The 24,544-nt window shown below is 55.3% G+C and carries 25 protein-coding genes; 16 read left to right on the top strand and 9 right to left on the bottom strand.

Annotation, left to right across the window (positions count from 1 at the left end):
- The first annotated feature begins 91 nt into the window (after positions 1–91).
- The 8 genes from D3D01_RS16395 (at position 92) to D3D01_RS16365 (ending at position 5,863) form a co-directional block, all read left to right on the top strand.
- Positions 92–334: an SHOCT domain-containing protein gene (locus D3D01_RS16395; protein WP_233563436.1), complete on the top strand. Its 243-nt coding sequence runs from the start codon at positions 92–94 to the stop codon at positions 332–334.
- Between the two features lie 91 nt (positions 335–425).
- Complete coding sequence (locus D3D01_RS16390; protein ID WP_121512966.1) at positions 426–827, top strand: DUF302 domain-containing protein; 402 nt, start codon at positions 426–428, stop codon at positions 825–827.
- A gap of 4 nt (positions 828–831) precedes the next feature.
- Positions 832–1,200 (top strand): SHOCT domain-containing protein, encoded by a 369-nt coding sequence (locus D3D01_RS16385; protein ID WP_121512965.1) that lies wholly within the window; start codon positions 832–834, stop codon positions 1,198–1,200.
- 1,023 nt (positions 1,201–2,223) lie between these two features.
- Complete coding sequence (locus D3D01_RS16380; RefSeq protein WP_121512964.1) at positions 2,224–2,673, top strand: universal stress protein; 450 nt, start codon at positions 2,224–2,226, stop codon at positions 2,671–2,673.
- A gap of 669 nt (positions 2,674–3,342) precedes the next feature.
- Positions 3,343–3,792 (top strand): Fic/DOC family N-terminal domain-containing protein, encoded by a 450-nt coding sequence (locus D3D01_RS25045; protein ID WP_115862232.1) that lies wholly within the window; start codon positions 3,343–3,345, stop codon positions 3,790–3,792.
- Positions 3,674–3,961 (top strand): hypothetical protein, encoded by a 288-nt coding sequence (locus tag D3D01_RS24160; protein ID WP_199725412.1) that lies wholly within the window; start codon positions 3,674–3,676, stop codon positions 3,959–3,961. The genes D3D01_RS25045 and D3D01_RS24160 overlap by 119 nt, the downstream gene beginning before the upstream one ends.
- Positions 3,962–4,502: 541 nt before the next feature.
- A complete protein-coding gene (locus D3D01_RS16370; RefSeq protein WP_233563434.1) occupies positions 4,503–5,417 on the top strand; it encodes a cation diffusion facilitator family transporter in 915 nt (304 codons plus the stop codon).
- Between the two features lie 56 nt (positions 5,418–5,473).
- Positions 5,474–5,863, top strand: coding sequence for an STAS/SEC14 domain-containing protein (locus tag D3D01_RS16365; protein ID WP_121513034.1), 390 nt, complete (start codon positions 5,474–5,476; stop codon positions 5,861–5,863).
- Positions 5,864–6,137: 274 nt separating this feature from the next.
- Here D3D01_RS16365 and D3D01_RS16360 read toward each other — a convergent pair whose 3' ends face one another.
- Together D3D01_RS16360 and D3D01_RS16355 are read right to left on the bottom strand one after the other, a co-directional pair.
- A complete protein-coding gene (locus D3D01_RS16360) occupies positions 6,138–7,196 on the bottom strand; it encodes a hypothetical protein (protein WP_147439939.1) in 1,059 nt (352 codons plus the stop codon).
- Between the two features lie 294 nt (positions 7,197–7,490).
- Positions 7,491–7,907, bottom strand: a complete 417-nt coding sequence (locus D3D01_RS16355; protein WP_121512961.1) for a hypothetical protein — start codon at positions 7,905–7,907, stop codon at positions 7,491–7,493.
- Positions 7,908–8,043: 136 nt separating this feature from the next.
- Between D3D01_RS16355 and D3D01_RS16350 the strand changes: the two genes are divergently transcribed.
- The gene (locus D3D01_RS16350) at positions 8,044–8,640 is read left to right on the top strand and encodes a plastocyanin/azurin family copper-binding protein (RefSeq protein ID WP_328763293.1); all 597 of its coding nucleotides are present in this window, start codon (positions 8,044–8,046) and stop codon (positions 8,638–8,640) included.
- 63 nt (positions 8,641–8,703) lie between these two features.
- On the opposite strand, the gene D3D01_RS16345 is transcribed toward D3D01_RS16350, so the two are convergent.
- Positions 8,704–9,441 carry a CPBP family intramembrane glutamic endopeptidase gene (locus D3D01_RS16345; protein ID WP_121512960.1) on the bottom strand — a complete coding sequence of 246 codons (738 nt, stop codon included), beginning with the start codon at positions 9,439–9,441 and terminating at the stop codon, positions 8,704–8,706.
- A gap of 270 nt (positions 9,442–9,711) precedes the next feature.
- Here D3D01_RS16345 and D3D01_RS16340 point away from each other — a divergent pair, with 270 nt between their 5' ends.
- The 3 genes from D3D01_RS16340 to D3D01_RS16330 all read left to right on the top strand — a co-directional run bounded on the left by D3D01_RS16340 (position 9,712) and on the right by D3D01_RS16330 (position 11,479).
- Entirely contained in the window at positions 9,712–10,689 is a 978-nt protein-coding gene (locus tag D3D01_RS16340; protein WP_121513032.1) for a transcription initiation factor IIB family protein, read from the top strand.
- A gap of 137 nt (positions 10,690–10,826) precedes the next feature.
- The gene (locus D3D01_RS16335; RefSeq protein WP_121512959.1) at positions 10,827–11,204 is read left to right on the top strand and encodes a helix-turn-helix domain-containing protein; all 378 of its coding nucleotides are present in this window, start codon (positions 10,827–10,829) and stop codon (positions 11,202–11,204) included.
- The gene (locus D3D01_RS16330; protein ID WP_121512958.1) at positions 11,201–11,479 is read left to right on the top strand and encodes a hypothetical protein; all 279 of its coding nucleotides are present in this window, start codon (positions 11,201–11,203) and stop codon (positions 11,477–11,479) included. The genes D3D01_RS16335 and D3D01_RS16330 overlap by 4 nt, the downstream gene beginning before the upstream one ends.
- Positions 11,480–11,597: 118 nt before the next feature.
- Here D3D01_RS16330 and D3D01_RS16325 read toward each other — a convergent pair whose 3' ends face one another.
- Entirely contained in the window at positions 11,598–11,960 is a 363-nt protein-coding gene (locus D3D01_RS16325) for a helix-turn-helix domain-containing protein (protein ID WP_121513031.1), read from the bottom strand.
- A 74-nt stretch (positions 11,961–12,034) separates the two neighbouring features.
- Here D3D01_RS16325 and merA point away from each other — a divergent pair, with 74 nt between their 5' ends.
- Positions 12,035–13,492, top strand: a complete 1,458-nt coding sequence (gene merA / locus D3D01_RS16320) for a mercury(II) reductase (protein ID WP_121512957.1) — start codon at positions 12,035–12,037, stop codon at positions 13,490–13,492.
- A gap of 130 nt (positions 13,493–13,622) precedes the next feature.
- On the opposite strand, the gene D3D01_RS23480 is transcribed toward merA, so the two are convergent.
- From D3D01_RS23480 to D3D01_RS16295, 5 genes are all read right to left on the bottom strand, one after another.
- Entirely contained in the window at positions 13,623–14,054 is a 432-nt protein-coding gene (locus D3D01_RS23480; RefSeq protein ID WP_147439938.1) for a hypothetical protein, read from the bottom strand.
- On the bottom strand, positions 14,051–16,705 hold the full coding sequence (locus tag D3D01_RS16315; RefSeq protein WP_121512956.1) for a heavy metal translocating P-type ATPase: 2,655 nt from the start codon (positions 16,703–16,705) through the stop codon (positions 14,051–14,053). Before D3D01_RS16315 ends, D3D01_RS23480 begins: the two co-directional genes overlap by 4 nt.
- Before the next feature lie 144 nt (positions 16,706–16,849).
- Positions 16,850–17,329, bottom strand: coding sequence for a YbhB/YbcL family Raf kinase inhibitor-like protein (locus D3D01_RS16310; RefSeq protein WP_233563430.1), 480 nt, complete (start codon positions 17,327–17,329; stop codon positions 16,850–16,852).
- A gap of 417 nt (positions 17,330–17,746) precedes the next feature.
- On the bottom strand, positions 17,747–19,093 hold the full coding sequence (locus tag D3D01_RS16300) for a hypothetical protein (RefSeq protein ID WP_394343403.1): 1,347 nt from the start codon (positions 19,091–19,093) through the stop codon (positions 17,747–17,749).
- Positions 19,094–19,483: 390 nt separating this feature from the next.
- Positions 19,484–20,473 carry an arsenic resistance protein gene (locus D3D01_RS16295; RefSeq protein ID WP_121512953.1) on the bottom strand — a complete coding sequence of 330 codons (990 nt, stop codon included), beginning with the start codon at positions 20,471–20,473 and terminating at the stop codon, positions 19,484–19,486.
- Positions 20,474–20,865: 392 nt separating this feature from the next.
- On the opposite strand from D3D01_RS16295, the gene D3D01_RS16290 reads away from it, so the two are divergent.
- From D3D01_RS16290 to D3D01_RS16280, 3 genes are all read left to right on the top strand, one after another.
- Positions 20,866–21,153, top strand: a complete 288-nt coding sequence (locus D3D01_RS16290; protein ID WP_121512952.1) for a hypothetical protein — start codon at positions 20,866–20,868, stop codon at positions 21,151–21,153.
- A 65-nt stretch (positions 21,154–21,218) separates the two neighbouring features.
- The gene (locus D3D01_RS16285) at positions 21,219–21,968 is read left to right on the top strand and encodes a helix-turn-helix domain-containing protein (protein WP_121512951.1); all 750 of its coding nucleotides are present in this window, start codon (positions 21,219–21,221) and stop codon (positions 21,966–21,968) included.
- A 59-nt stretch (positions 21,969–22,027) separates the two neighbouring features.
- Positions 22,028–24,412, top strand: coding sequence for a cation-translocating P-type ATPase (locus D3D01_RS16280; protein WP_121512950.1), 2,385 nt, complete (start codon positions 22,028–22,030; stop codon positions 24,410–24,412).
- Positions 24,413–24,544 lie beyond the last annotated feature (132 nt).

The following is a 24,544-nucleotide window of genomic DNA, read 5'->3' as shown; positions in this document are numbered from 1 at the left end:
TTATCGACTCACGTTATCCGTCGCCTTCGGGCTGGTCGTGATGACTGGCACCGCTGCTGCCCACGGGGGCGGGGGTTACGGAGGTGGCATGATGGGGGGATCAACGATGGGGGGCGGCTGGGGACTTCTCGGCGGAGCGATGGGACTTTGGGGGCTCCTCTGGATGGGGCTGCTGGTCGCGCTCCCGCTGTACCTCGTCTGGAGGGTCTGGGGTCGTCGAGACGACGAGCGGGGCGAGCGCTCGATGGCGGTCCTCCGAGAACGTTACGCGCGTGGTGATCTCTCGGATGAAGAGTTCGAACGCCGGCGAGAACAGCTGGAGCGGTCCCTCTGAAACGGGTCTCGGACCGATATGGCAGACACAGTACCCGCGCGTGCTTCATCTGGACACTAATGTTAAATATGCAACAATTGTACCATGGCGTATGAGCTACACGATGGAAACGTCAGCGACTGGTGCCTTCGACAAAGTGGTCGAACGTACCGTCGACGCGCTCGAAGACGAGGGGTTCGGTGTCCTCTGTGACATCGACGTTCGGAGCACGTTTGAGGAGAAACTCGGGGAGGAGTTCCGACAGTATCGCATCCTCGGCGCCTGCACCCCAGCGCTCGCACATGAGGGGCTGACTGCGGAGCGCGACCTCGGCGCACTCCTCCCGTGTAACGTCATCGTCTACGAGACTGACGATGGCGATGTCACCGTGAGCGCTGTCGACCCGCAACGACTTGTCGGCATCGCGGACAACGATGCACTCGACTCGATTGCAACAGACGTTACCGACCGATTCGAACGGATGTTATCGACAGTCGGCAACGGAACTCGATAGTCGCATGTCCATCGACCAGACGTCCGATGGTCTGCTCCGGGCCGTCTTGCTCGTCCTCGCGGTCATCGTCTTGTTGCCAGTGTTGATGATGGTGCTTGCGATGCCGATGATGGGGATGATGGGCTGGTGGTGGAACGGGGGGATGGCCGGTGGTCTCTCGCCACTGTGGGGCGTCGGGATGATGCTCGTCTGGGTACTTGTTCTCGGTGGGATTGGGTACCTCTTGTATCGTGGTTTCGCCGGTCGCGCTGGAACGTCCGGGACCACTGACCCTGCACTCCGGGAACTCCGGATGGCATATGCTCGCGGTGACCTCTCCGAAGAGGAATTCGAAGAGCGCCGTACGAAACTTAGTCGCCAGGAGTCAAACTAGTCTAATAACAGAATTTCAAGCGTATTACCTCAGTCTTCTATCGATCTTTGTTATGTTAGGTGGAGTTGCTGTGATAGCTACTGATTTTTCAGAGGCGCAATATCGCTATCTACGAAATAACTCGGATAGCACAAGACACTTGTCAGTTAGTAATCACCGTAATCTATGTCCAGTGTCCGTGGATCATTCCCCTGTTGTGCACTGGTGGTTTGTCTCACTGTCCTGCTTGCAGGCTGTGGAGGAACTCCCGCCTCACCGCCCGCATCGCCGCCAGCAAATCCTGGTTCGCCACCTACAGCCCCAGCCGATTCAACCCCCACATCGTCTACGGAAACACCCATATCGTCCACAGAAACCCCCACAGAGGCGCAGAACATCCACAGTGATCCGTATTCTGTGACGCTCTACGTGAGTGCAAACCCAGTTAACGAGGAACCGGACATGAGTGCAGAGATTCTTTCACTGTCCACGGCCAACCTCACAAATTACCAACGGGAGCAAGTTAGTATGGTAATCGAAGCTGGTCAAACTGAACCCTGGAGCGGGCTGAGCAACGAAACACCTCCCAGAAACCTTCGACTGCTCGTCGCGGCTACTGATCGCCTCCCTCCTAGCCCAGAGAGTCGAATTCCATCGGAAGCTTGGCGTGTTGCACGAGAGACCACAGGGTACGTGGCCTACCAGAATACAACCTATAGACTTCAGATGGTGAAGGTCGCACCGTAACCTCGCCCAGAGTCTTGATCCTTCTTCTGAATCTAAATAACTCAGTTGTCATTTTGTTAGGTAGTCCTATCGACAAAAGGTAACGGGCCGCAACCTCAACTGATACTGCGATAGCTGGGCCTTGGGTTCCCCATTCGAATAACCAACAGCTGGTCAATGGAGACACTGGCGTTAGTCGGATTACAGCTGACACAACAGGTGCTGCTGCCGTCAACCACCGCTTTCACCGCGGTATCCCTCAAGAGCGCTGGGAATCAGAACCGGAATTTATTATAGCCGCGTTTGAAATCCGAATGAATGTACAACCGAATTCTCCTCTCGACCGACGGTACCGTCGCGTCTGAACAGGCTGCAGCGCATGCACTCGACCTCGCAGCCACGCACGACGCGACCCTCCATGTGCTCTACGTCGTTGACGAGGATGTCGTGACTGCGTACAGCGGCGACGAGTACGTCGACGAAGCTGAAGGCCCAGAACACGGCCTCGAAGAACACGGCGAAGATACGCTTTCAGAGCTCCGTACTCGAGCGTCGGAAGCCGGCATCGACATCGAAACGGCAATTCACCACGGTCGCCCCGCAGAGACCATCGTTGCGTACGCCGATGATCACGACGCGGACTTGCTCGTACTTGGCACCAAACGGCGGCCCGAAGAATATCGTGCTCTACTTGGGAGTGTCACTGACCGCGTTCTCCGATTGACGACACGGCCCGCAACGGTCGTAAAAACCGAAGTCAGCGAGTAGCGAACGACCGTGGTCCGGTGTGATGGGCGGCATCTCCGTGTAGAGCACAAGTAGAAGATTCGCCGGATTCAGTTCGGTATTGGCGTTGCTAATGAGAGCAGGTGATGGACTGCTCGCCCATCTGTTGGATCGGGTCGAGGACGGATCTGTAGGTCAACGTTGACGAATTATTGACTATTCAACGCACGCTCGAACGCGTCGTGCAAGGTTACACCTACGCTGAAGCGGCTGAGGAACGCCTGTCGGCAAATCAGTGCTGGGCACGTTCTACGAGGAACGTCGTGATCTCTATTTTTACGCCGAAGCTGGAGACGAGCGACTCCAAGCGGCCGCAGAAGAACTTGAACCACTAGACATACCAGATGCTCCCGCTGATAGAAGTTTCCCCGAACAAGAAATCAGGACTATCGTTCGCGATGAAATCTGCCGCCATCAGCAGTAGCGACAATCGTCTTCTCGGCTGGTACGCTAGCTTGCAAGAATCGTCACATCGGGATTGACTACTGACCGTGACCTGTGCAGTTTTAGTTAATATCTAATGCATTTGGTTGAAAAAATAAATGTTTTCCACTCACTAGTCTGATTTAATGCTTTTCCACAGATTAAGCTGCGTCAGACATAGTTTCTTACTCAAATGGATCATGCCGATTTCAAGGAGGGGCGGGATGAATCGATCCTTACGAGAACATTCCGTGCTACCAGCCTGCCGGACTCCCGCCAGAGCTCACACACAGCGATGATATCCTCCGTGCCTACGGGGATGCGCGCTATGCCCTCGAACAGCTCTCGACACTCTACGACGATATCGAGAACGAGAACCTTCTTATCGTGTCGTTTGTCGTCCGAGAAGCGGCGATGAGCTCGCAAATCGAAGGGACTGACGTCACTGTCTCAGATATCGTTCTTCACAATCTCGACGACGATCCAGAGCACTCAGCAACCAACCTTCGGGACATCCGAGAAGCGTATAATTACGCCGAGGCGATCCGGACAGGCTTCAATGCCCTGGATGATGGCAGACAGATTGATCGAGAACTTCTTTGTGACCTTGTCGGCGTACTTCAACCACTATCGGACGGAGTACTTCGACCGCCTTTTCGCCGTGAGCCAGCACGGTGACTGGGAGTCGTGGATCACGTTCGTCCTCAACGCGATTGCCGAACAGGCTATCGATGCCTACCAATGTGGTATCGAACTTGTGGCGCTCCGTGCGGACTACCGAGGCGTTTTCCGAACAGTCCAGCAGTCCGAGATGTCCTTGAGCACCTGTTCGAAGAGCCGTATCTGAAGGCTCCACGGGCCATCGACGTGACCGGGCGCTCACGACAGGCAGTCTACGACGCGATCGAGAAACCTTGCGCCGAAGGAATCATAGTAGAAGTGACTGACAAAAAGCGCAACAGAGTATACAAAGCGCCAGATATCCTTGCTCTTGTCGAATCGCCCTGATTGCCGGTGAACCGCCTCTAAGTCAAGTGGTTCGAGACGCGAAGCATCTCGTCATCCGGAAGACGAAGTCTTCCGTACGACCCCAGGGCGCTCGCCCTGCTACGCCTGTAGAGAAACAGACAGCCCAGCTGATACCCTTCCACAAGATCCAGTTTACCAATCTTAAGCGGACAGCAACCCTGGTTGTGAAAAGCTTAAGCTATGAGAAAGCTTCTATGATGGGCTCGTAGTGGCCATGACTCTCCGCATTCCAGAAACAATAATAATATTGTTATTAACTTATCTTTGAATAATTATTAGAAATAGTGTCTAAATGGGCATATATTAACAGCCAGTTTAATAATTCTGGGCTGTCCAGGATGAGAGACGAGACGATTGCAATGGAACATGATCATGCTACTGAGAATGGTCACGAGCACAGTGTTAGCGGCGGCGATAGCATCCGTAAACTCGGTGCCGTAGCAGGTATCAATCTGGTCGGATTCGTCGCTGAATTAGCTGGTGGGCTCTTGTTTGGTTCCGTCGCATTACTGAGTGACGCGCTGCATATGCTGTTTGACGCGCTGGCGTACGTGATGGCCTTTGCAGCTGCGGCCGTCGCTGACCGGTACGATAGGTCGCCGGAGTGGTCCTATGGGCTGCACCGACTCGAACCGCTCGCCGCGTTTCTGAACGGTGCGCTGTTGATTCCAATGGTAATCTACATCGTCTACGAGTCGTATCAGCGGTTTCTGAACCCGATTGATATTGGAACAGGCCCAACACTCGCAATCGCAGTGGCTGGCCTCGTAATCAATCTCGTGTCGGTCTATGTCGTCCAGGGTGGTGAGATGAATCTCAACGAACGCGGCGCGTTTTATCATCTGCTCGGTGATGCCGGCGGATCGGTCGCTGTTATTGTTTCAGTGGTGGCGATTGACCTCACCGGCCTTCGAGTCATCGACCCCGTTGTCGCTATCCTCATCGCCGGTATCGTTCTCTGGTCGGCTGGGAAACTCTTGCGAGGCAGCGGTATCATCTTCCTTCATAAAGGCCCCATCTCCGGTGAGGAAGTGGAGACAGCTGTCCTCCGTATTGACGGCGTCGAAGCTATCGAAGACCTCCACACGTGGCAGATCTGTAGTGAACTGACAATCGCGACGTTACACCTGCGGACGGCAGTTGAGACACTCGCCGCTGCGGACCGAATTCGCCGGGAGGTCCACGAGGCATTAGCCGATATTGGCGTGAATCACGCCACAATCGAATTCCTGCACAGTGAGCACGACGACCGCCTCGACGCCCACACTCACTGACGATGATTCCAACTACGACTCACGACGACACGCACCAGGACCACACTGGCACCCCGATGTATGAACTCTTGGAGGCAACCGAAAATAATGTCATCGCGCTCCAGATGCACAATGGAACACGATCAGGGTACCAGGAGTTCTACGAGTTGTTAAGTGAGAAAACCAGCAAATACGGGGCGATCCATGTCTACGAGGAGACCACTGACTGGACTGTGTGGACGTTCCTAACCCACCTGACTGGCCTGATCCCTGACGTACGATATGGATCGGAGTTCGCCATCAAGCGATACGCCGCAGTCGGTGACAACGTGTGGGCGAGGCTTCTCTATGAATTGTGGAAGGTGATTCGTCCTCTCTGGCCCGTTGCACCGACGGAAATGCGGTATTTCGATGTCGATGACCGCGACGAAGCACTTCGCTGGGTCAAATACGGTGAGATAGTATGAGAACCTCTCAGGTTACGCGTAATCCCCAGAGTGTGGGGTTCATTCGTTTCTCGTCGGCGCTATCATCGCGACGAATTCCCAGAAAGTAGCGATACACGGAACGTTGACGATTGTCGTCTCTGCCCTCTTCCCATTTGCTGAAGAGCCATGGCTGCGGGAACACTATGGCGAAGAGTATGAAGCATTCCGTGAGCGGACCCCTCGGTTTGTCGGGTGGGATTTGCTGACCAAACCTTTGGGCGTGTCGTAGGACTCTCTCGGTTTCACTACATTCTCAGTCTGCTGGGCTGAAATCGGCAATTTCGCTGGAGCGTGTTGCTGATTCTATCGAGTAGACTAGACTCCCAGTGAACAAAGCAATACTCCCGGCGATAAAGAGTACACCTAGCGGTGATGCTGGGTCAACGAAGACCCAGTACAGTGGCGCCGCAATCGATGGCCCCGCTGCGAGAATCGCAATTTTCGCTACCAGCGGGCCACAGCACCCACAGGTACACGAGCCAACAACTGTCGCTGTGCCTGCAGTCCCCTCTGTAAGTCCAGCACTCTCCTCGATTCGCCAGTACCGAGCGATAATCCCTGCGTTGAATCCGATGAGCGAACTCAGGAGACCAACAACTATCACCAGCCCTGGAGAGATTGCGAGGAAGAACGGAATGTGCGGCCGGACGACTTCGAGTGTCGGCCAAGAAACCAGTTGATAAATGACCGGTAAGACGACCAGTTTCGGCTCGTGTGGTAGCCCTTCTTCGGGAAATACGGAGAGATATCCTGTAATGAAGAGGAAAAACAGCCCAACGACGACCGCCACACCAATGCCGAAACGTCGGGCCACTGGGTCACGGAAGACGTCTCGAATAACGTGGGCTGCATCTTTTTTGAGGATATACCCAACAGCGATGGGGAGACTCAATACCAGCAAGTATCCGAGGGGATGGGAGTTACTCGCTGGTCCTGGGATGAGATATGGGTAGGTCACCCACAGCCCCAAAATGAACCCAAGTCCGGTGTATCGAGGGCGCGTCCGCCATCTAAACCAACCGATTGAGAGACTCCCAATCATGATAGTAAGCCCGACAGCGAACGCTATCAAGGGGTACAACGACCGCGAAAACGGCATAGTCGCAGCCGAGTACTGGACATCAATCGAGAGTGCATCGAACAGAACAGCTCCCGTCGCTGCTGTTACGATACCGATAAAGACACCGGTGAGGGCCTGTTCGGGAGTGAGTCGACTATGTCGTTTGAATCCGACAGCTCCACCGACAATAGCAATCCCAACGAGGGTGAGCATGGCCCCGTGTATCTCTGTGAGACCAGCGGCTCCGGTCACGCTATGTGCTGACGCGGTTGGGACCTGTGTCAATGCAATAATACAGGAGACAAGCACCGTTCCTGTCCGAACCCCGACGCCAGTCGAGCGAGTATTTGCTGACCCAGGTTGTATCTGCCACTGAGACCGGGTTCCCGTACTCATAGTACTATAGAATTTGGGTCCATCGTTTTGCATCCACTGGTACACCCTTCGAATTCCGTTGTCGTCGTCGGGATTTATGAAACCACTCTGTCGATTCGCTCTTTTGCTTGCGATGCTTGTATGCTAGACGCTTGTATTTGCGTTTCATGTTCATCCGGAATCCATGAAGGCGATGAACTGAATGTGTTTGAGGAACCAAAACGGGAGGAATACACCGACCAGTGCAGCGAGTAGCACCGCCGTTGACACTTGCCACACAATCTCTGCGATGACTGTTCCAAGAACTAGTACACCGTTGTATGCGATGGCGTTTATGACGATATCCGCTCCTGACTCAGGACGAGGCCAGTCGAGTACAGTGACTGAAATTGTGGGTGCCCGGCCCGTCCATATCACCAGTATGAGTCCTCCAACCCCACAGGAGAACCATGCCAGTACGGTTGGTGGCCACGAGAAGAGAATCGTACTGACGATAATCAGCAAAAGGACCGGAAGTACCGTTCCGACGATTTCGATGGCAGTGAACTCTCTAAACACAGAATAGTCTGTGCCACTCTGCTCAATCATAATAGGCGCTCATCCATTGAAAGTTGGGTAAGTCCTATTCACTTCATGTCTCGAAATCGGGGCTAGCAGCACTGAAACTGCCAACATTCGGGCACTATTCTCTATATCGGTTTTCGCGGTTCGGGTATATCAACGCATGGCGATGTCCTATGATGTGGGAAGCCGCACCTGTCTCATAATCAGGTACTGTATATTGACCAGTATGGAGCGCAGACAACTTCTCAAAACTACCGGCTTGTTGACGACCGGTGGAGTCATTGGCCTCGCTGGATGCAGCTCAGCGGAAGATAACGGTAGCAACCGGACCAATACTAGAGAGCCGAACACTGTCCTGATGATTACTGAGGGCGGTGAGTACTATTTTGACCCAATCGGATTATTCGTCGAGCCTGGTGAGACTGTCACATTTGAAATCCGGGGTGGCCGTCATTCAGCGACAGCGTACACTGAGGAGGCTACTTCGGCGTCGGTAACGCGCATTCCTGTGGGTGCTGACTCTTTCAATAGTGGCACTCTCAACGCGCAAGGGGCCACGTTTGAGCATACGTTTGAAACAGCAGGGACATACGATTATTTCTGTATCCCACACAAAACCATTGGAATGGTTGGCCGCATTGTGGTCGGTGAACCTGGTGGACCGGCTCAGGGGAGTATGCCACCGGACGGTTCTGTCCCAGAGAGTCAAACAATCGTTAATCAGGGCTCGGTATCTTATGAAGACTTCACCGGATGATGTACGGTATGACCGATAGCTTGTGTCGATTCGCCGTGTAGAAGAAGGGACACATACGTGGTATCAGAATCCACCAGTCGAAGAAATATATGCACCTGCGAACTGTAATGCGTTGTACGCGCCGTGCATCAGGGCTGGGACCGTGAGATTGCCGGTGTACTCGTATGCGCCGCCCAAGACCAGTGCCAAAATAAAGGCAATGGCAATGTAGACCAGTTTCCCCTCACCCGACAACGAGAAGAGGTGGATTGATGCGAACAGCGCGCTTGCCAATATCACTGCTCTTGTGGGGTGGAGTGACTCTGCGAGTGTCCCCTGAACGAGTCCTCTGAACAGCAGTTCCTCACCTGGGCCCACTAACAGAAACGAGAGCGGGATGAGAATGAGAAACACGACTGGGTTCTGTTGACCGATGGTAACAACGGTGTTCTGCGCTGATTCGATATCCAGTATTGAGATTATTCCTGAGACTGACAACAGAAGAAGGATAAGAGCGATTGTCCCAACGACTGTGACTGCGATATCACGTTTATTAGGTACCGAAACGGGGACGAATCCGCATCCGAGCCCTCGAATTTTGAGATATACGAGTGCAAGGCCGCCAAAGGTGAGTCCCTGCAGTAGAACTGTACTCAGGAGTAGCCGTAGCGATGGCCGTGATGAGACATCGATTCCGACCACAAGCAGCACTGACGAGGCTCCAAGGACTACCACGGACCCGATAACGATTGGGACAAAGGTTAGTCCGATTGCAGTTGCGACAGAACGGATTCCTGTATCGAACCCGGATGTGTTATTCAATATGCTACCCCACCATCTAGCAACTGCTTATTTTTACCATGGTTATACATCTGGCGAGAATCATCAGTGACTCTGCTGTCAGCCTGTTTCTGAGACATTGTAATGCGCCGATAGCACGATTTTTGGGCCAACAAATTCAGTCAAGAATTCACAGTTCAGTAGTATAGTGGCACCTCGGATTCCTACCAACTGGGACACCGCCGCATGTTCATACGATACGGGCACCTTCTGTGTGATAAGGACCACCATGACTTCTGGAGGGACGTAACGATGTCTGATGATATCACTACACGGACCAGCGGTGACCGTGAACATGAGTCCCAGAAGCAGGAACCAGAGCGCGATGGCTCTGCCATCGAAGCCTGCCCAGAGTGTGGTGGTGGTATAATTGAAGACGAGGCTCACGGTGAACAGACCTGTGAGAGCTGTGGGTTAGTTTTCGAGGAAGCTCTCGTCGATCGAGGACCAGAGTGGCGAACCTTCGAAGCTGGCGACAACAGCAAAAAGAGTCGTGTAGGCGCTCCGACAACTGAGTTGATGCACGATAAGGGACTGAGTACAAAAATCAGCTGGCAGGACAAAGATGCCAATGGGGCAGCCATAGCTGCTCGGAAGCGGGCACGCTTACAGCGTCTTCGAACGTGGGACGAACGATTTCGGGCCAAGGACGCCACTGAACGGAACCTCAAACAGGCGTTCGGAGAAATTGACCGGATGGCATCCGCACTAGGTATCCCGGAATCTGTTCGTGAAACTGCTGGTGTACTATACCGGCGGGCAGCCGAAGAGGATCTACTCCCGGGGCGGTCAATAGAGGGCATGTCAACAGCAGCGTTGTATGCAGCCGCGCGGCAACAGGGAATGCCCCGTCCCCTTTCAGCGTTTGCTGATGTCAGTCGAGTCGAAGAGATTCGGATCCAACGGGCCTATCGATATCTCTCCCGTGAGCTAGGACTGACACTCGAACCCGAGGATCCTACGGAATACTTGCCTCAGTTCGCTTCTGCACTCGATGTGAGTGAGGAAGCACAGCGAGTGGCTCGCGACATTCTAGAAGTAGCGACTCAAAACGCGATTCAAAGTGGGAAGAGTCCAGCCGGATTAGCGGCCGCGGCATTGTATGCTTCTACTCACCTTACGAACGAGCAGTTAACACAAGAGACTGTGAGTAACGTCTGTCACATCTGCCAGACGACTATCCGGAGTCGCTATCAAGAACTCCTCGAAGTATACGCGGAACATCAATAACAGTGCCTGCATGTTCGAGATCCTTTCAGCGGCTGAACACACCGAGTTGTATCGAATACACCGATGGTCGATTAGCATTCAATACCGCCATAACAAAACTCACATCTTCTCTCGCAAAAAAACGAGGCAGACAGCAAATGGGTGACAATCCGGGTTCTACCGTCGACACACCCCCTTTTCAGGCTGTTGTTGACGCGTTAGATGACCCAGATTGTCAAGCTATCCTCCGTGAAACAGTTGACCCTATGACTGCAACAGAACTTACCGAAGCGTGTGACATCCCTAAATCAACGTTGTACCGAAAACTGGACCTATTGAGCACGGCATCTCTCGTTCGAGAACGGGATCAAATAAATCCTGGTGGTGGGCGTGTCACGCAGTATGAACGGGACTTCGAAGATATCACCATTTCCATGACCAAGTCTGGTGAGTTCTCCGTCGCTGTTGACAGAGACCAGCGGACGACGGACGAACGGCTTGCAGATATCTGGTCCAAGATGGGTGACGAGCTGTGAACGCTGTTTTGACCGCAATTGCGGCCGTGAAGTTGGTGATTTTGCTCCTTGGTGGCGCAATTACCTATATTGCGTTTAGGGCTTATCGGCATACTAATTCCCCCTCGTTACGAGTGCTCGGTGTCGGATTCGGAATTATTACCTTCGGAGCGTTTCTCTCGGGTATCGCCAATCAGTTCTTTGCCGTCTCACTTGCAGTCGGCGTGCTCGCAAATAGTGTCTTCGTCGCTGCTGGTCTTGCTGTAATCATGTATTCACTCTACATCCAGCAGTGAATTTTCTCGGCGACTGGATTGAGCTTAATAGGTTTCATCCCCGATGATGTTATAGAACGATTCCCAAGGTGTTGTTTGCATCCGCAATTAGGTGAACTAGCTATTAGAACGAGCATGCTTATTGAACGGTTGAGTCAGATTGAGTGGTCGCCCATTTCAATAGCGGTTCAAGCCGCTTTCGAACCGCATACCCATCCTCAGTAAGTGCATATTCGACCCGGGGCGGGATTTCGTCGTACTGTGTCCGTGTCACGAGTCCGGCGTCGTCAAATTCGCTGAGTCGCTTCGAGATCGTTGAGGTACTAGCTTTTGAAAGGTGTGCTTCGATCTCGACGAATCGCAGCGACTCATGGGCACCGATGATGCTGATGAGTTGCATTGCGTACTTTTGGCTCAACGTATTGATGATCCCCGTGAGCGGACAATAACACGTCCCGTCAACGTCACACGTTGGCGAGGGCTGTGAAGTTGAATCTGCCATTACTTTGTGGCCTCGAACTTGCTCCAGTGCTTCGGACTCCACAGTATAAACACTTCACTCACCAAAGTTATCTCATGTCTCAACACCAATCGTACGATCTCGTCATTCTCGGTGGGGGTGCCGCAGCTTTCGCCGCCATCACTGAGGCCAGTTCCCGGGGGCTCACGACCGCACTTGTCAACACAAGACTGCCGCTTGGGGGAACGTGTGTCAACGTCGGCTGCGTCCCGAGCAAACACTTGCTTGCGGTGGCGGAGACTGCTTCCGAACCCGCACACAATCCCTTTGATGGTGTCGAGTACAGCGACAACGAACCATCGATAGATTGGGCAGCAGCGCTCGACGAGAAGGATCGGCTCGTCGAACAACTCCGTCACGAGAACTACGTCGCCGTCGCTGACCACTTCGAGACCGACATCTACGAGGGATACGGCCGACTCGTCGATGACACGACGATCGAAGTCGTCGAAGGCACGGACGAAGGCGTTCGTATCACCGGTAAGAAAGTACTCGTAGCAACCGGGAGTTCCCCGCAGGCCGCACCGATCGATGGACTTGCAGACATCGATTCCGAGACGAGTGAAACGATCCTCGAACGCCGTGAACTCCCCGAGAGTATCGTCATCATCGGTGGGGGATACATCGCTTTAGAATGGGGACAGATTCTCCACCGTGTTGGCGTCGATACTACGATACTGCAACGGTCAGACCGCGTCCTGTCTCGAATGGAAGGCCAGCTCGGTCGGGAAATTCAGCAATGTTTCCGTGATGAAGGTATCGAGGTTATCACCGGAACTGACTTCGATCATGTTCGGTCTGTACACGCGGACGACGATGGCACACCCCGTCGAACGAAGATCATTGTCGAAACTACGGTTGATGGTGACGCTCGGCAATTCGCCGCAGAAGAGCTGTTCGTTGCAACCGGCGTCAAACCTAATACCGGGAACATCGGCCTCGATACGGTTGGCATCGAAACGAACGACCGTGGCGCAGTAATCGTTGATGAACACTTCCAGACGGCGAATCCGGATGTGTACGCAGCAGGTGATGTGATCGGGGAACCCGAACTGGAAACAGTCGCTGCCAAGGAAGGCAATCACGCAGTAAAAAATGCCTTCGGCAACGACGGAAAGACAATCGATTACAACGCCGTTCCTGCGGTCGTATTCACGAGTCCAGAGGTTGCCTCGGTAGGCACGACTGAACTCGAATATATGGACAAGTACGGGACATGCACGTGCCGGACAGTACAGATGTCCGATGTGCCGAAAGCCAAAGCCGTGAAGGACACGCGGGGGCTGCTTCAGGTCGTCAAGCACCACGAGACCGATGAGATTGTCGGTGTGCATATGGTCGGGCCACGTGCTGCTGATATGATCCCGGAAGCAACACTCGCGGTGAAGTTCGGCATTACAATTGACGATATCATCGATACGATTCACCCGTTTCCGACGTTTAGTGAAGCGTTCAAACACGCCTGTCAGGCATTCCGCCGGGATACGTCTACGATGAGTTGTTGCGTTGAGTAAACGCCCTGTATCGAACGATTCGCAATGCGAACACTACAGTGTGTGGAACTGTTCTATAACACTCTTTACATCTCTTACTTAGCGAGGTCTACTTGATGAGAACACACAATCAAGGAGTGGTAGTTCAGGATTATTCGATGTCCTTTGAAGATGAAGTATCTACACTTTCCGGGGTGTTATTTTGAGTGTCTCCTCCTTTTTCGCTCGGTACTTTTGCTAACTCGCCCCATCCTGATATTTCCCATTCTGGGCCGTCTTTAGCTGATGAGTCGGCAGTTGTATCTTCGTTTTTAGAACTATCGCCCGTCTCTCGACCTGCCGGCCCAACGAGTTCTACCGGTCGGAGCCAGACAACCCATATAATGCAAACTGCGACACCATAGCCGAGTATCCACACAAAATCGGCCACTAAAGGGAGATTCGCCTGCTCCATGGTGTAGACTAGCAGTCCCGAACCAGCGACGACTGTGGCACTAAGCAGGACAAGAAATGGTCCGTAGGGGAGTCCAGATTGTTCATCGGCAGTGGGACTCTGTTCGGTGTCTTCGGATGTGCTACTCATCGGTGTGAACCTCCGCTGGAAATCGTTTCAGCCCCGCTGTCTTCTGGTGGACGAATTCTGGAGAGGCGCATTGCATTCCCGGTGACGGCAGTCGTCATTCCTGCATCGCCGGCGAGCACTGCCAACCAAATTGGGGCGTAACCAAACGGTACTGCCAATGCCAGTGCGGCCTTGACTCCGAGACTGGCCCAGATGTTCTGCTGGATAACGCCGTTAGCGTCATTGGCCAGTTCGTAGAGATACGGCAGCTTGCCCAGATCATCACCCATTAGTGCGATATCGGCCGTCTCCAGTGCCGTGTCCGTCCCAGCGGCGCCCATAGCGACGCCTACGGTAGCGGTGGCAAGGGCAGGGGCATCGTTTACACCATCTCCAACCATCGCGACACCGTCGTGCTCATCGGTGAGTTTCTCGATCGCAGTGACCTTATCTTCCGGAAGGAGTTCTGCGTGAAACTCATCGATACCCACCTGCTCGGCGATAGCCTGTGCAGTCCGCTCATTATCTCCCGTTAGCATCACTGTTCGTTTGACGCCGAGGTCTTGGAGTCGGGCTATCGTCTGTTTCGCTGCTGGCCTGACTTCGTCGGCGACGGCGATGAGCCCTTCTAGTTCTTCGTCTGTCCCGACAAGCACCACAGTCTTCCCTTCACTCTGGAGTTCTGGGACCGTCTCTTCCAGCAAATCGAGGCAATTGTGACGGTCACATAGTGACTGGGCTGTGTCGGTAACCACGCCTCCCTCGGTGGTCGCGTGAACGTGTGACAGATCGAACTCAAGTTCTTCAAACAGCCCGGGCTTCCCGGCAAAGTGATCGGTCCCGTCAAGCTCTGCCCGAACCCCCTTACCGGTGATACTCTCGAAATCCGAGATTTCGCGCTCTGCGACGCTTGCACCGTCTGCTTCCGCGACTATTGCTTCTCCGATAGGGTGTTCGCTACGTTGTTCAAGGCCACGGGCACACCGAAGGACGTCGTCCTCGGAGTTTCCATTGAGGGGGATGACATCAGTTACCGTGAGTTCCCCCTTCGTAAGTGTCCCCGTCTTATCGAATGCAACGGCGTCGACTTCGCCCATTGCCTCGAGATGGTTTCCGCCTTTAATCAGCACGCCGTTCTTCGCCGCGCTCGTAATGCCCGAGACGACCGAGACTGGCGTCGAGATGACGAACGCACAGGGGCAGGCGAGTACGAGCAATGTAAGCCCGTAGACGATAGCTGTTGGCCACGTCGTGCCGAGAAGGTAGGGGCTCCCAATCGTGACGAGGATAGCAAAAGCGACGACAGCAGGTGTGTAGTACGCGGAGAATCGCTCGACGAACTGTTCGCGCTCGGTTTTGTTCGACTGGGCGTCCTCAACCATCTCGACGATACGCGAGAGGGTATTATCGCTCGCCGTAGCGGTGACTTCCACTTCGAGATATCCTTCTTCGTTGATTGTCCCTGCGTACACCTCTCCACCCTCGCTCTTATCCACTGGAACACTCTCGCCAGTGATTGGTGCCTGATTCACCGCACTCTCCCCGTCTACGACCGTGCCATCCATGGGAATCTTCTCTCCTGGCCGAACGACGACGATGTCACCGACCGTTATTTCCGCAACAGGGACAGTCTCTTCGCCCCCATTGCGTTTGACGACCGCTTCATCCGGAGACAGATCCATCAGCTCTTGCAGCGAGTTGCGGGCACGGTCCATCGAGTAGCGCTCGAGAAGTTCGGCCACGCTAAAGAGGAACGCAAGCGTCGCTGCTTCAAAATAGAGACCCTCCCCGAATGCAACACTTGCCACCAGGGCACCCAAGATCGCAATGGACATCAACAGATCAATGTCGAGGTTCCTATTTCGCAACGAGTAATACCCGTTGCGGAGAATTTCGTGGCCACCGAGCGCAATCGCGACAAGAAAGAGGGCGTCAGCTAACACCAGGTCGCTTCCGAGGAGGCTCGCGACCTGTATATTCTCCCCGGGTAGGAAGAATTCCAGCAGGAGTCCACCGGCGAGGAACACACCACTAATCCACGTCTTGATAGCCCGGCGGCTTCGCCAGATACTGTCACCAGATTCGCTATTATCTTTGTTACCCTGCTGTGCGGTCGTATCTGTAACTTCGTATCCTGCGCCCTCGATGGCGGCACTGATGTCTGAACCCGTCACGGTTGCAGAATCGTATGTGACTGTGATTTTCCCAGTCGTCGGGTGGGGTTCCGCCGTTGCAATGCCGTCGAGATTGTCCAGTGCCTTCGTGACCTTCTCCGCACAGGACGGACAATCCATTTCTGGGACAGAAAACTTCTCCGTGACCTCGTCGCTGTTTTTGACAGTGTAGCCAGCTTTCTCGACGCGCTCGGTGATTGCCTCCGTCGACGTGATGTCGGCCTCGTATGTGACTGTGAGAGTTCCTGTCGTCACCTGTGGCTCGATTTCTTTGATTCCCTCGACCTTGCTAACACTGTTTTCAACTTTCCCCGCACACGACGGGCAGTCCATATCGGGTACTGAGAGCTGTGCCACACTTCCATCATGGGCTATCGAAGGATCCGATACTTCATCTCTCTCTGAATGTTCACGATCAAAATGGTCATGTGAATGATCGTGTTCATGCGAGTCGTCTGTCTCATCTGACTCGTCACTGTTCTCGTCTGATGAGGTCATTAGCGAATTCTAGACAATCGTATTTTATTAAACTAGCTGTTATAAAAGCCGCATATGACAATAGATACTATTAACAATATGCGCCTAAGTTAATAATACGGCCATCGATAAGATCTTGTTTTCGAGATTCCGTGTTCTCCGTCGCTATTCCATCGGTTGGGTCGTTCGTTCAGACGTCCTCTCGGACCGCTGCAAAGTTACAGTTAGTCGAGCACTGGCAAGGACAGAACTACCGATCGCTTCGACGGCGTCGTCATGTTTCGTGCCCGCCTCGATATCCAATATCTCACCGAGTGCATAGAGTTGGAATCGGTGCTCGTACGGTTGGCCGGGCGGTGGACACGGTGCTTTGTATCCTACTTCACCGCCACGCTGTCGACCCTGAGGAGCACCACCCAGTGTCTCTACAGTCGGTGTCCGCGGTATACCGGCGGGGATCGTGGTCCGCTCAGGAGGAATATTCCATATCGACCAGAACACTGGCTCATTTATCGGCCCACGGTCGTACTCTCCGGTAATCGCCAGTGCCGCTGTCGGATCCGGGTGATTCTGTATCTCGAACGGGGGTGACTCTCCAGCCCCATCGCACGTGTACCGGGCTGGGAGTGTCCCCCCGTTTTCCATGGCGGGACTCGAGATACTAAATGAGCGTTGCGTATCGGTTGTTCGACTTGCACATCCAGCGATCAGTCCTGTAATTGAGGCGCTGGCCGTCTGTATCAGTCGTCGTCGAGTCAGTTTCATTGTATTGCCGTTTTAGAGGGATTTTGTCGTATGTATCAGGTCAGACAAGCGCGTAAATCATGAGCAAGCAAAAATACAGCAGTATAAGCACACCAAGAGCTCGGAGGCGGAATCGTCCGAGTTCTCCTTCCTCTGCCTCGTACGCTGTCTGAAACGCTGAAATATGCTCATCAGATAATTCGTTAGGATGCTCTAGCCCCCGGTGTAAGTCTAGCCACTCCTGCTGGCTGAAAGGACGACCGCAGTACTCACACAGATGGGGCGATTGGTCATCTCCGATTGTATATTCGTGATTGCTCATATGTATGGAAGTGCCACCTCGGGGCGAGTGATGACCCACAGACTGGTCATCGTGTAGAACACCATCACCGCGATAAACGGATACTGTGACCTGATCGCCTGAATCCGACTGGGGAACAGGTCATAGGCCGCCGCATGTGCGACCCAGATAGCAACTAGATGGCCAATAACCACGGCCGCAATACCAACTCCACCGAACCAACTTGGCGGTTGATATACTGGGACTGTGCCGGGATCTGAAAACGGTGAGAGGAATGCCAACCAGAGAGCTGGTGCGAGTTCAAGAAAATACCCTAGATAGTGAGCGAAGTGATACCCAGCAGCAATTGCGAGCAATGGTGGAGCAAACTGAATTGCCACCATGCGTGACTGGAGATAGGTCTCTGCAGTTCGTCGACTTAGCTCGACCGCGATGAGGTAGATTCCAAAGAAGAGGCCAAAGCCAGCGAGGAGCGCTACCGGATACAGTAATTGTGGAGGGACCCCCGCTGCGACAAGTGGTTCCGTCAGGCCACGCCACCCAGGTGTCGTAACGAACCCGTCGAAGGTTGTCCCCCAGAGCAACGCTATAATAAATGCGACTTCATCGAAATCGTCTACCAAACGGGGAACGGAAAGGTCCATACCGAACAATCGGAATTTAATTTTCCGTCCAGTATTTCCGATGGGTGCCACACGACCGTAGTAGCGGAATACTCTCTCTACGGGATCCGCCTTGTCAAACCACGTGTCCCGTCCAAAGATAACGACACCAAACAGGGTCACTACGCTGTACGCGACCACAGCGGTAGCGAGTAATTGTGGGTCAGCAGCTAATGGACTTATGACCTCGATCCAGATTAACGCCAAGAGTCCAATTACGCTAGGCCATGCCCCGTACGAGTCGGGATAGCGTCGATTTAGTGAGGGCAGCACCAGTGCGATGGTAGAAAGTGGGTTGAGAGTCTGCCAAGTGTTCCCAAGCAGATAGCTTGTCATCGCTAGTCCCGCCCACCAGCCAACCCACACAAGAAGTATCGCCACATTGGTTTGTGGCGTGGAGGGACCGATGAATCCGATGACCAGAACAGTAACATAGCCCACCAACCCGATTACACGACCCGCAGTAACAGCCACATGACTGTTCTCAGCATGAATCGGGAAGCCCCACTGATGGAGCTGTCTGATAAATTGTCTATCTGTCACAAAGGAGGCTAACAGAAAAGATGCCCCGACTGCTGCTCCGCCCGTACTCAGAAACAGCCATGTCGGAACGCGAATGGGTTCACGTGAGCCACTTGAGAGACTTGCTCCGTGAGCAGAGACGGTCCCAGCTGCAAGAATTAAGAGCAGGACGCTCACAATTAGTTGCGTAATCCGTTGCTGGTTTTCTCTCATCATTGGTGTTGATATATTCTACTGGGACTCATCAATCGAAACGTGCATATCTCACAGCAAAAAGGATCGAGTGTTTCACGCAGTCTATTATTTTTTACAGCGGTACTTTGGCCCAACAGTTTGGTCGTCATGTGTCGCGTTAGATAGTTCCCTGTGTACTGTTGGATTTGTCTTGGCTACATCCGACTTTGGACATGCTCGGGAGATATAGTGGTACCAAATAAAACTCTCAGGCGGATTCCCACCTAATGGGACAGCGAGATCAAGCAGAGGCTGGATGTATGAGTACGCCGAGGGAAGTGGTTCGTCCCGAGTGACCTCGCAGTTGATACATCAACCACTACCGATTATCCAACATCACACTAAAGGGGCTGATTGGGGGGTTTCCGGTACCAACCACGCCGGGACGACTCGCGTGAGGACCACCATCCCCGTCAGCTCGACGAGCGTCTGAGTAACGACCACCGCTGGTGCGAGCCCATAGCCCGATGGCAGCGCGAGCGCCAGCGGAAGAATGACAAGCGAGTTCCGTGTGACAGCGGTGAACACGAGGGCCCGGCTCTCGCCAGCTCCCATCTCGAGCACTCCAGCCACTAACCGACCGAGCAACGGCATAATGACCAGAAACGCAACGTAGATCGGGACGACCGACACGATCTGTCCGATTGAATCCTGGACGCGCGGCAGTTGGGAGGCGATCACGACGAACAGCGTCGCCCCCATCATCGGAACCGGAAACCAGCCCATCGTGTTCTGCCACTGAGCGCCGCGCTCGGACCGGCCAGCCCAGTATTCAGTCGCCCACGCGAGCGTCAGCGGCAGCGCGATAATGACGACGAACGCCTCGATGAACGGCCCTGCCTCGATGAATTCGGCCACCTGCTGGCCCATGAACAGCCAGAGATACAGCGGGAGCAACAACAGCTGGATGAGCATCAGCGCCGGCGTCGCGGCAGTAATCTGTTCGGCGTCACCGCCGGCAAGTTCGGTGAACGTAATGACGTAGTCGATACACGGCGTCAACAACACCATAAACGCGCCAACGAGAATCACCGGCTCCTGTGGCAGGAACCGCGTGAGACCAAATACGACGACCGGCACGACCACGAAGTTCATCCCGAGCGCAGCCGTCATGAACTGGGCGTTCCGGAAGGCCTGCCGGATTTGGACAAACGGTATCTCGAGGAACGTGACGTACAACAGGACAGCCAACACGGGATTGATAAGCGGTTCCAAGAGAGAGCTCGCGCTTGAAAGTCCGAGGCCGACACCAATTGCGAGGATGACACCGACGGCGTAGATACCGACTTGATTGTGCTGAACCCACTGTTTCGAGAGTCGTGTCATAGATTGATTTGAATCATTAGCGAATCGTGATTCCCAGAGCGGTCACTACCCCGAGGACAACCAAGACCGGTACGGAGACGGATCGAACGAATCGTTTGCCTCCGACAGACCAGTCCGGATATCGAACACTGATACCCGACGAAGTGCAAAGATCGGACTAGCACCGGTGAAGACGTCCTAGAGCTCACTCATGTGCTGAAATATTAATAAGACAGGCGTAAGTTTCCATTGATAGCCACCTCACAACTGTCAGTATAGACCAATGGTTCGTATTCGAAACAGGAGGAATGAGTCACAGATTCGACAGATATCATAGAATTCACCGTAAACGAGTCAACTCTAGCTACACTTCTAACACTACCCATTTCCGACCCGAGAGTGAACAAGCAGCTATGCCCGACGATTCCCATTCGAACAGTGTCCGCGTCTGGCTCGTCGAGCGGACGTATTCCGACGACGAGCAGAACCTTATCATCCTCACCTATGCGACCCCAGACGGCGAACAGTACTACCGCAAGGAGCGGGCCCTCACTTCCTTCACCGACGTCCGCGACACGACGGCTGCCGTCGATACCGAGCCGGACAATCTCGGTTCGGTCAACGATGCCGATCTGCAGGAGCAGTACGCCGCCGAGGCCCAACGAATGCAGGAGGTACACGACCCCGACGACGTGATCTGACTCTAACCAGTACGATGGCAACTCCGAGCCGACGTGTTATATCCAGCCACCCTTTACGTGTGAGTATGCGCGAACTCGTCTTCGCCCTCGAATACGAGCCGGGGTGTAACAGGGTAGCGGACGCCCTCGCCGACCACCCCGACGCCCGCGTCCGCTCGCTCTCGCTGCACGCCACTGCCGAGCAGCTCTGGCGAGTCGACCACGCCAGCGGCAGCCCGGACGCACTCGACGCCATCGAGGATGCCTTTCTCACTAGCGACTACTACGCCGACTGTTTGGCTACCGAGGATTGCAGTGCAACTCAGACCACCCGCGTCCTCGATAGCACGGACGACACGCTCGTTCTCTACTCCGACTGGGAGCGAACCCCCACCTGCGCGTCCGTCCCCCACATCGCCCGCGATCACCTCGGCGACGGCGTGCTGTTCGAGACTCGTCACGAGGGCCGCCACTACACGTGGCGGCTCATCCACTCCGGAGAGGGCGACATGGCCGCGTTCTTCGACGCGCTCGAAGTCGCTGTCGGAGACTGCGCCCAGATGGAGATGCTCCGAACCACGGAGACGACGGCGTCGATGGGGGGAGCCGACGAGAAGCATGGCGTCCTGTCGCCGGAGCAGGAAGCTGCACTCCAAGCAGCCGTCGAACACGGGTACTACGAGTCGCCCCGAGAGGTCGATGTCGGCACGTTGGCCGAGCATCTCGACCTGCCGCGGTCGACGCTCACCTACCGACTCCGTCGGGCGGAAGAACACTTGGCGAAGCAGCACGTCGCCGGCGACCAGTCGCCCGAAGAGACCCCGGCAACACGCTGATTCTCGGTTTGGAATATTCCAACTAAGGCTTATCGAACTGACGCCCCTACAGTGAGGTAATGACAGAGAATCCGAACACAGCGGGGGACGCGAGCGGGGACGGCCATCGACGGGAGCTGACCGCTCGCCTCGTCGTTCCCGAGATGGACTGTCCGTCCTGCGCCCAGAAGGTCGACAAGAGCCTCCAGCGCGTCGACGGCATCGTCGACGCCACGCTCCAGCCAACGACCGGCACGGCCAACATCACGTACAATCCAGATCGCACCAGTGAGGCCGACGTGGTCAACGCGATTGAGTCCGCCGGCTACGAGGTCGTCGGGGGCTCGGACGCCGAGGGCGATGATGAGGACAACCAGGCGGCCGATGGCGTCGACATCGCACCACCATCGGAGGTCTGGACGAGTCCTCGCGCGAATAAGACGTGGCTCGGCGCGGCGTTCCTCACCGCCGGGCTCCTCTTCGAGTTCCTCCTCGCAGGACAGAATATCGCCATCGCAAGTGTCCTCGAGTACCCGCTCCACATCGCAGATGTCCTGTTCCTCGGCGCCGTCGCGGCCAGTGGCATCCCGGTCGTCCGTAGCGGGTACTACTCCGCGAAGAACCGGAGTCTGGACATCGACCTGCTAATGGGGACGGCCATCATCGCAGCGACCGGCATCGGCTATTTCGTCGAGGCCGCGACGCTGGCTGTCTTGTTCAGTATCGCCGAACTGCTCGAAGACTACGCGATGGACAGGGCGCGAGACTCCCTGCGTGAGTTGATGGAACTTTCGCCAGAGGAGGCGACCGTCCTTCGCGATGGTGAGGAAGTCACGGTGCCCGCCGACGAAGTGGAGGTGGGCGAGACCGTGGTTGTTCGCCCCGGTGACAAGATTCCGCTCGACGGGACGGTCATCGAAGGCGAGAGTGCAGTCGACCAGTCGCCGATCACGGGCGAGAGCGTCCCCGTCGACAAGGCTGCCGGCGACGAAGTGTACGCGGGCAGCATCAACGAGGAAGGATACCTCGAGTTCGAGGCCACTTCGGCCGCCTCGGATTCGACGCTCTCGCAGATCATCGAGATGGTGCAGGGCGCACAGGCGAAGAAGACCGAGTCCGAGCAGTTCGTCGACCAGTTCGCCGGCTACTACACACCCCTCGTCGTCGTGCTGGCAATCCTGACCGCCGCTATCCCGCCGCTGGTTATCGCTGACCCGGTGTCGGTGGACCTAGCCGGTTACGGGTTCACCTTCGCGGGCGACTGGCAGGCGTGGTTCATTCGGGGGCTTACTCTGCTGGTGATCGCCTGCCCGTGTGCGTTTGTCATCTCGACGCCAGTCTCCGTGGTGTCGGGGATCACCAGTGCCGCGAAGAACGGTGTCCTCATCAAAGGCGGAAACCACCTCGAAGCGATGGGCGATGTCGACGCCATCGCCCTCGACAAGACTGGTACCCTCACCAAGGGCGAACTCGCGGTCACGGACATCGTAGCGCTTGGCGGTACGAACGACGAGACGGTACTCCGGCACGCGGCTGCACTCGAGCAGCGAAGCGAACACCCAATCGCCGAGGCGATACTCGAACGCGCCGAGAAGGATGCCGGCGATGACGTGCCGAGTATCGAGAAATTCGAGAGCATCACCGGGAAGGGGATCAGCGCAGACATCGACGGTGAGACGTACTATGCAGGCAAGCCCGCCCTCTTCGAGGAGTTGGGTTTCGACCTGTCGCACGCCCACCTCCGTGCCGACGGCGGCGCAGTCGCCGAAGTGGCCCACGAGCAGTGCGAACGCGAGGACTGCACCGACCTCGAGGACGGCGCGATCTCGCGGTTCGAGAATGAGGGGAAGACGGTAGTCCTCGTCGGCACGGATACCGAATTGATCGGCATTATCGCCATTGCCGACGAGGTGCGGCCGGCCGCCGAACGGGCGGTCGCACGGCTGCACGAACTCGGCGTCGCGCATGTCGTGATGCTGACCGGCGACAACGAGGGGACGGCCCGTGCGATCGCCGAACAGGTCGGCGTCGACGAGTATCGCGCAGAACTATTGCCCGACGAGAAGGTCGATGCCGTGGAGGCGTTACAGGCGGAGTACGGCGACGTGGCGATGGTCGGCGACGGCATCAACGACGCGCCTGCGCTGGCGACCGCTGAGGTCGGCATCGCGATGGGCGCGGCCGGAACGGACACCGCAATCGAGACCGCCGACATCGCGCTGATGGGCGACGACATCGGCAAGCTGCCGTATCTCTACGGGCTGTCGCACACGGCGAACGGCGTGATCCGTCAGAACATCTGGTCGAGCCTCGGCGTGAAGGCCCTGCTTGCACTCGGCGTCCCACTGGGACTGGTGAGCGTCGCGGTCGCGGTCATCGTCGGCGACATGGGAATGAGCCTCGGCGTCACCGGGAACGCGATGCGGTTGTCACGGATCGAGCCCGACCGGTCCTACGACACCTGACGTCCACCTTCACCTATCAAATAGGTCGCGGCGTGCAGCGAACCGATTCACAATGACGTGGATCGACACGCTAGGCACATTTACAAGCGGTTAAGCGAATGCCCCGAGGCTAGATCCCGAGGCGATTCACTG

This window comes from Haloarcula sp. Atlit-7R (assembly GCF_003666065.1).
Lineage (GTDB): Archaea > Halobacteriota > Halobacteria > Halobacteriales > Haloarculaceae > Haloarcula > Haloarcula taiwanensis.
The sequence above is the reverse complement of the archived record's forward strand: the minus strand, read 5'-3'. Positions and strand labels throughout refer to the sequence as shown.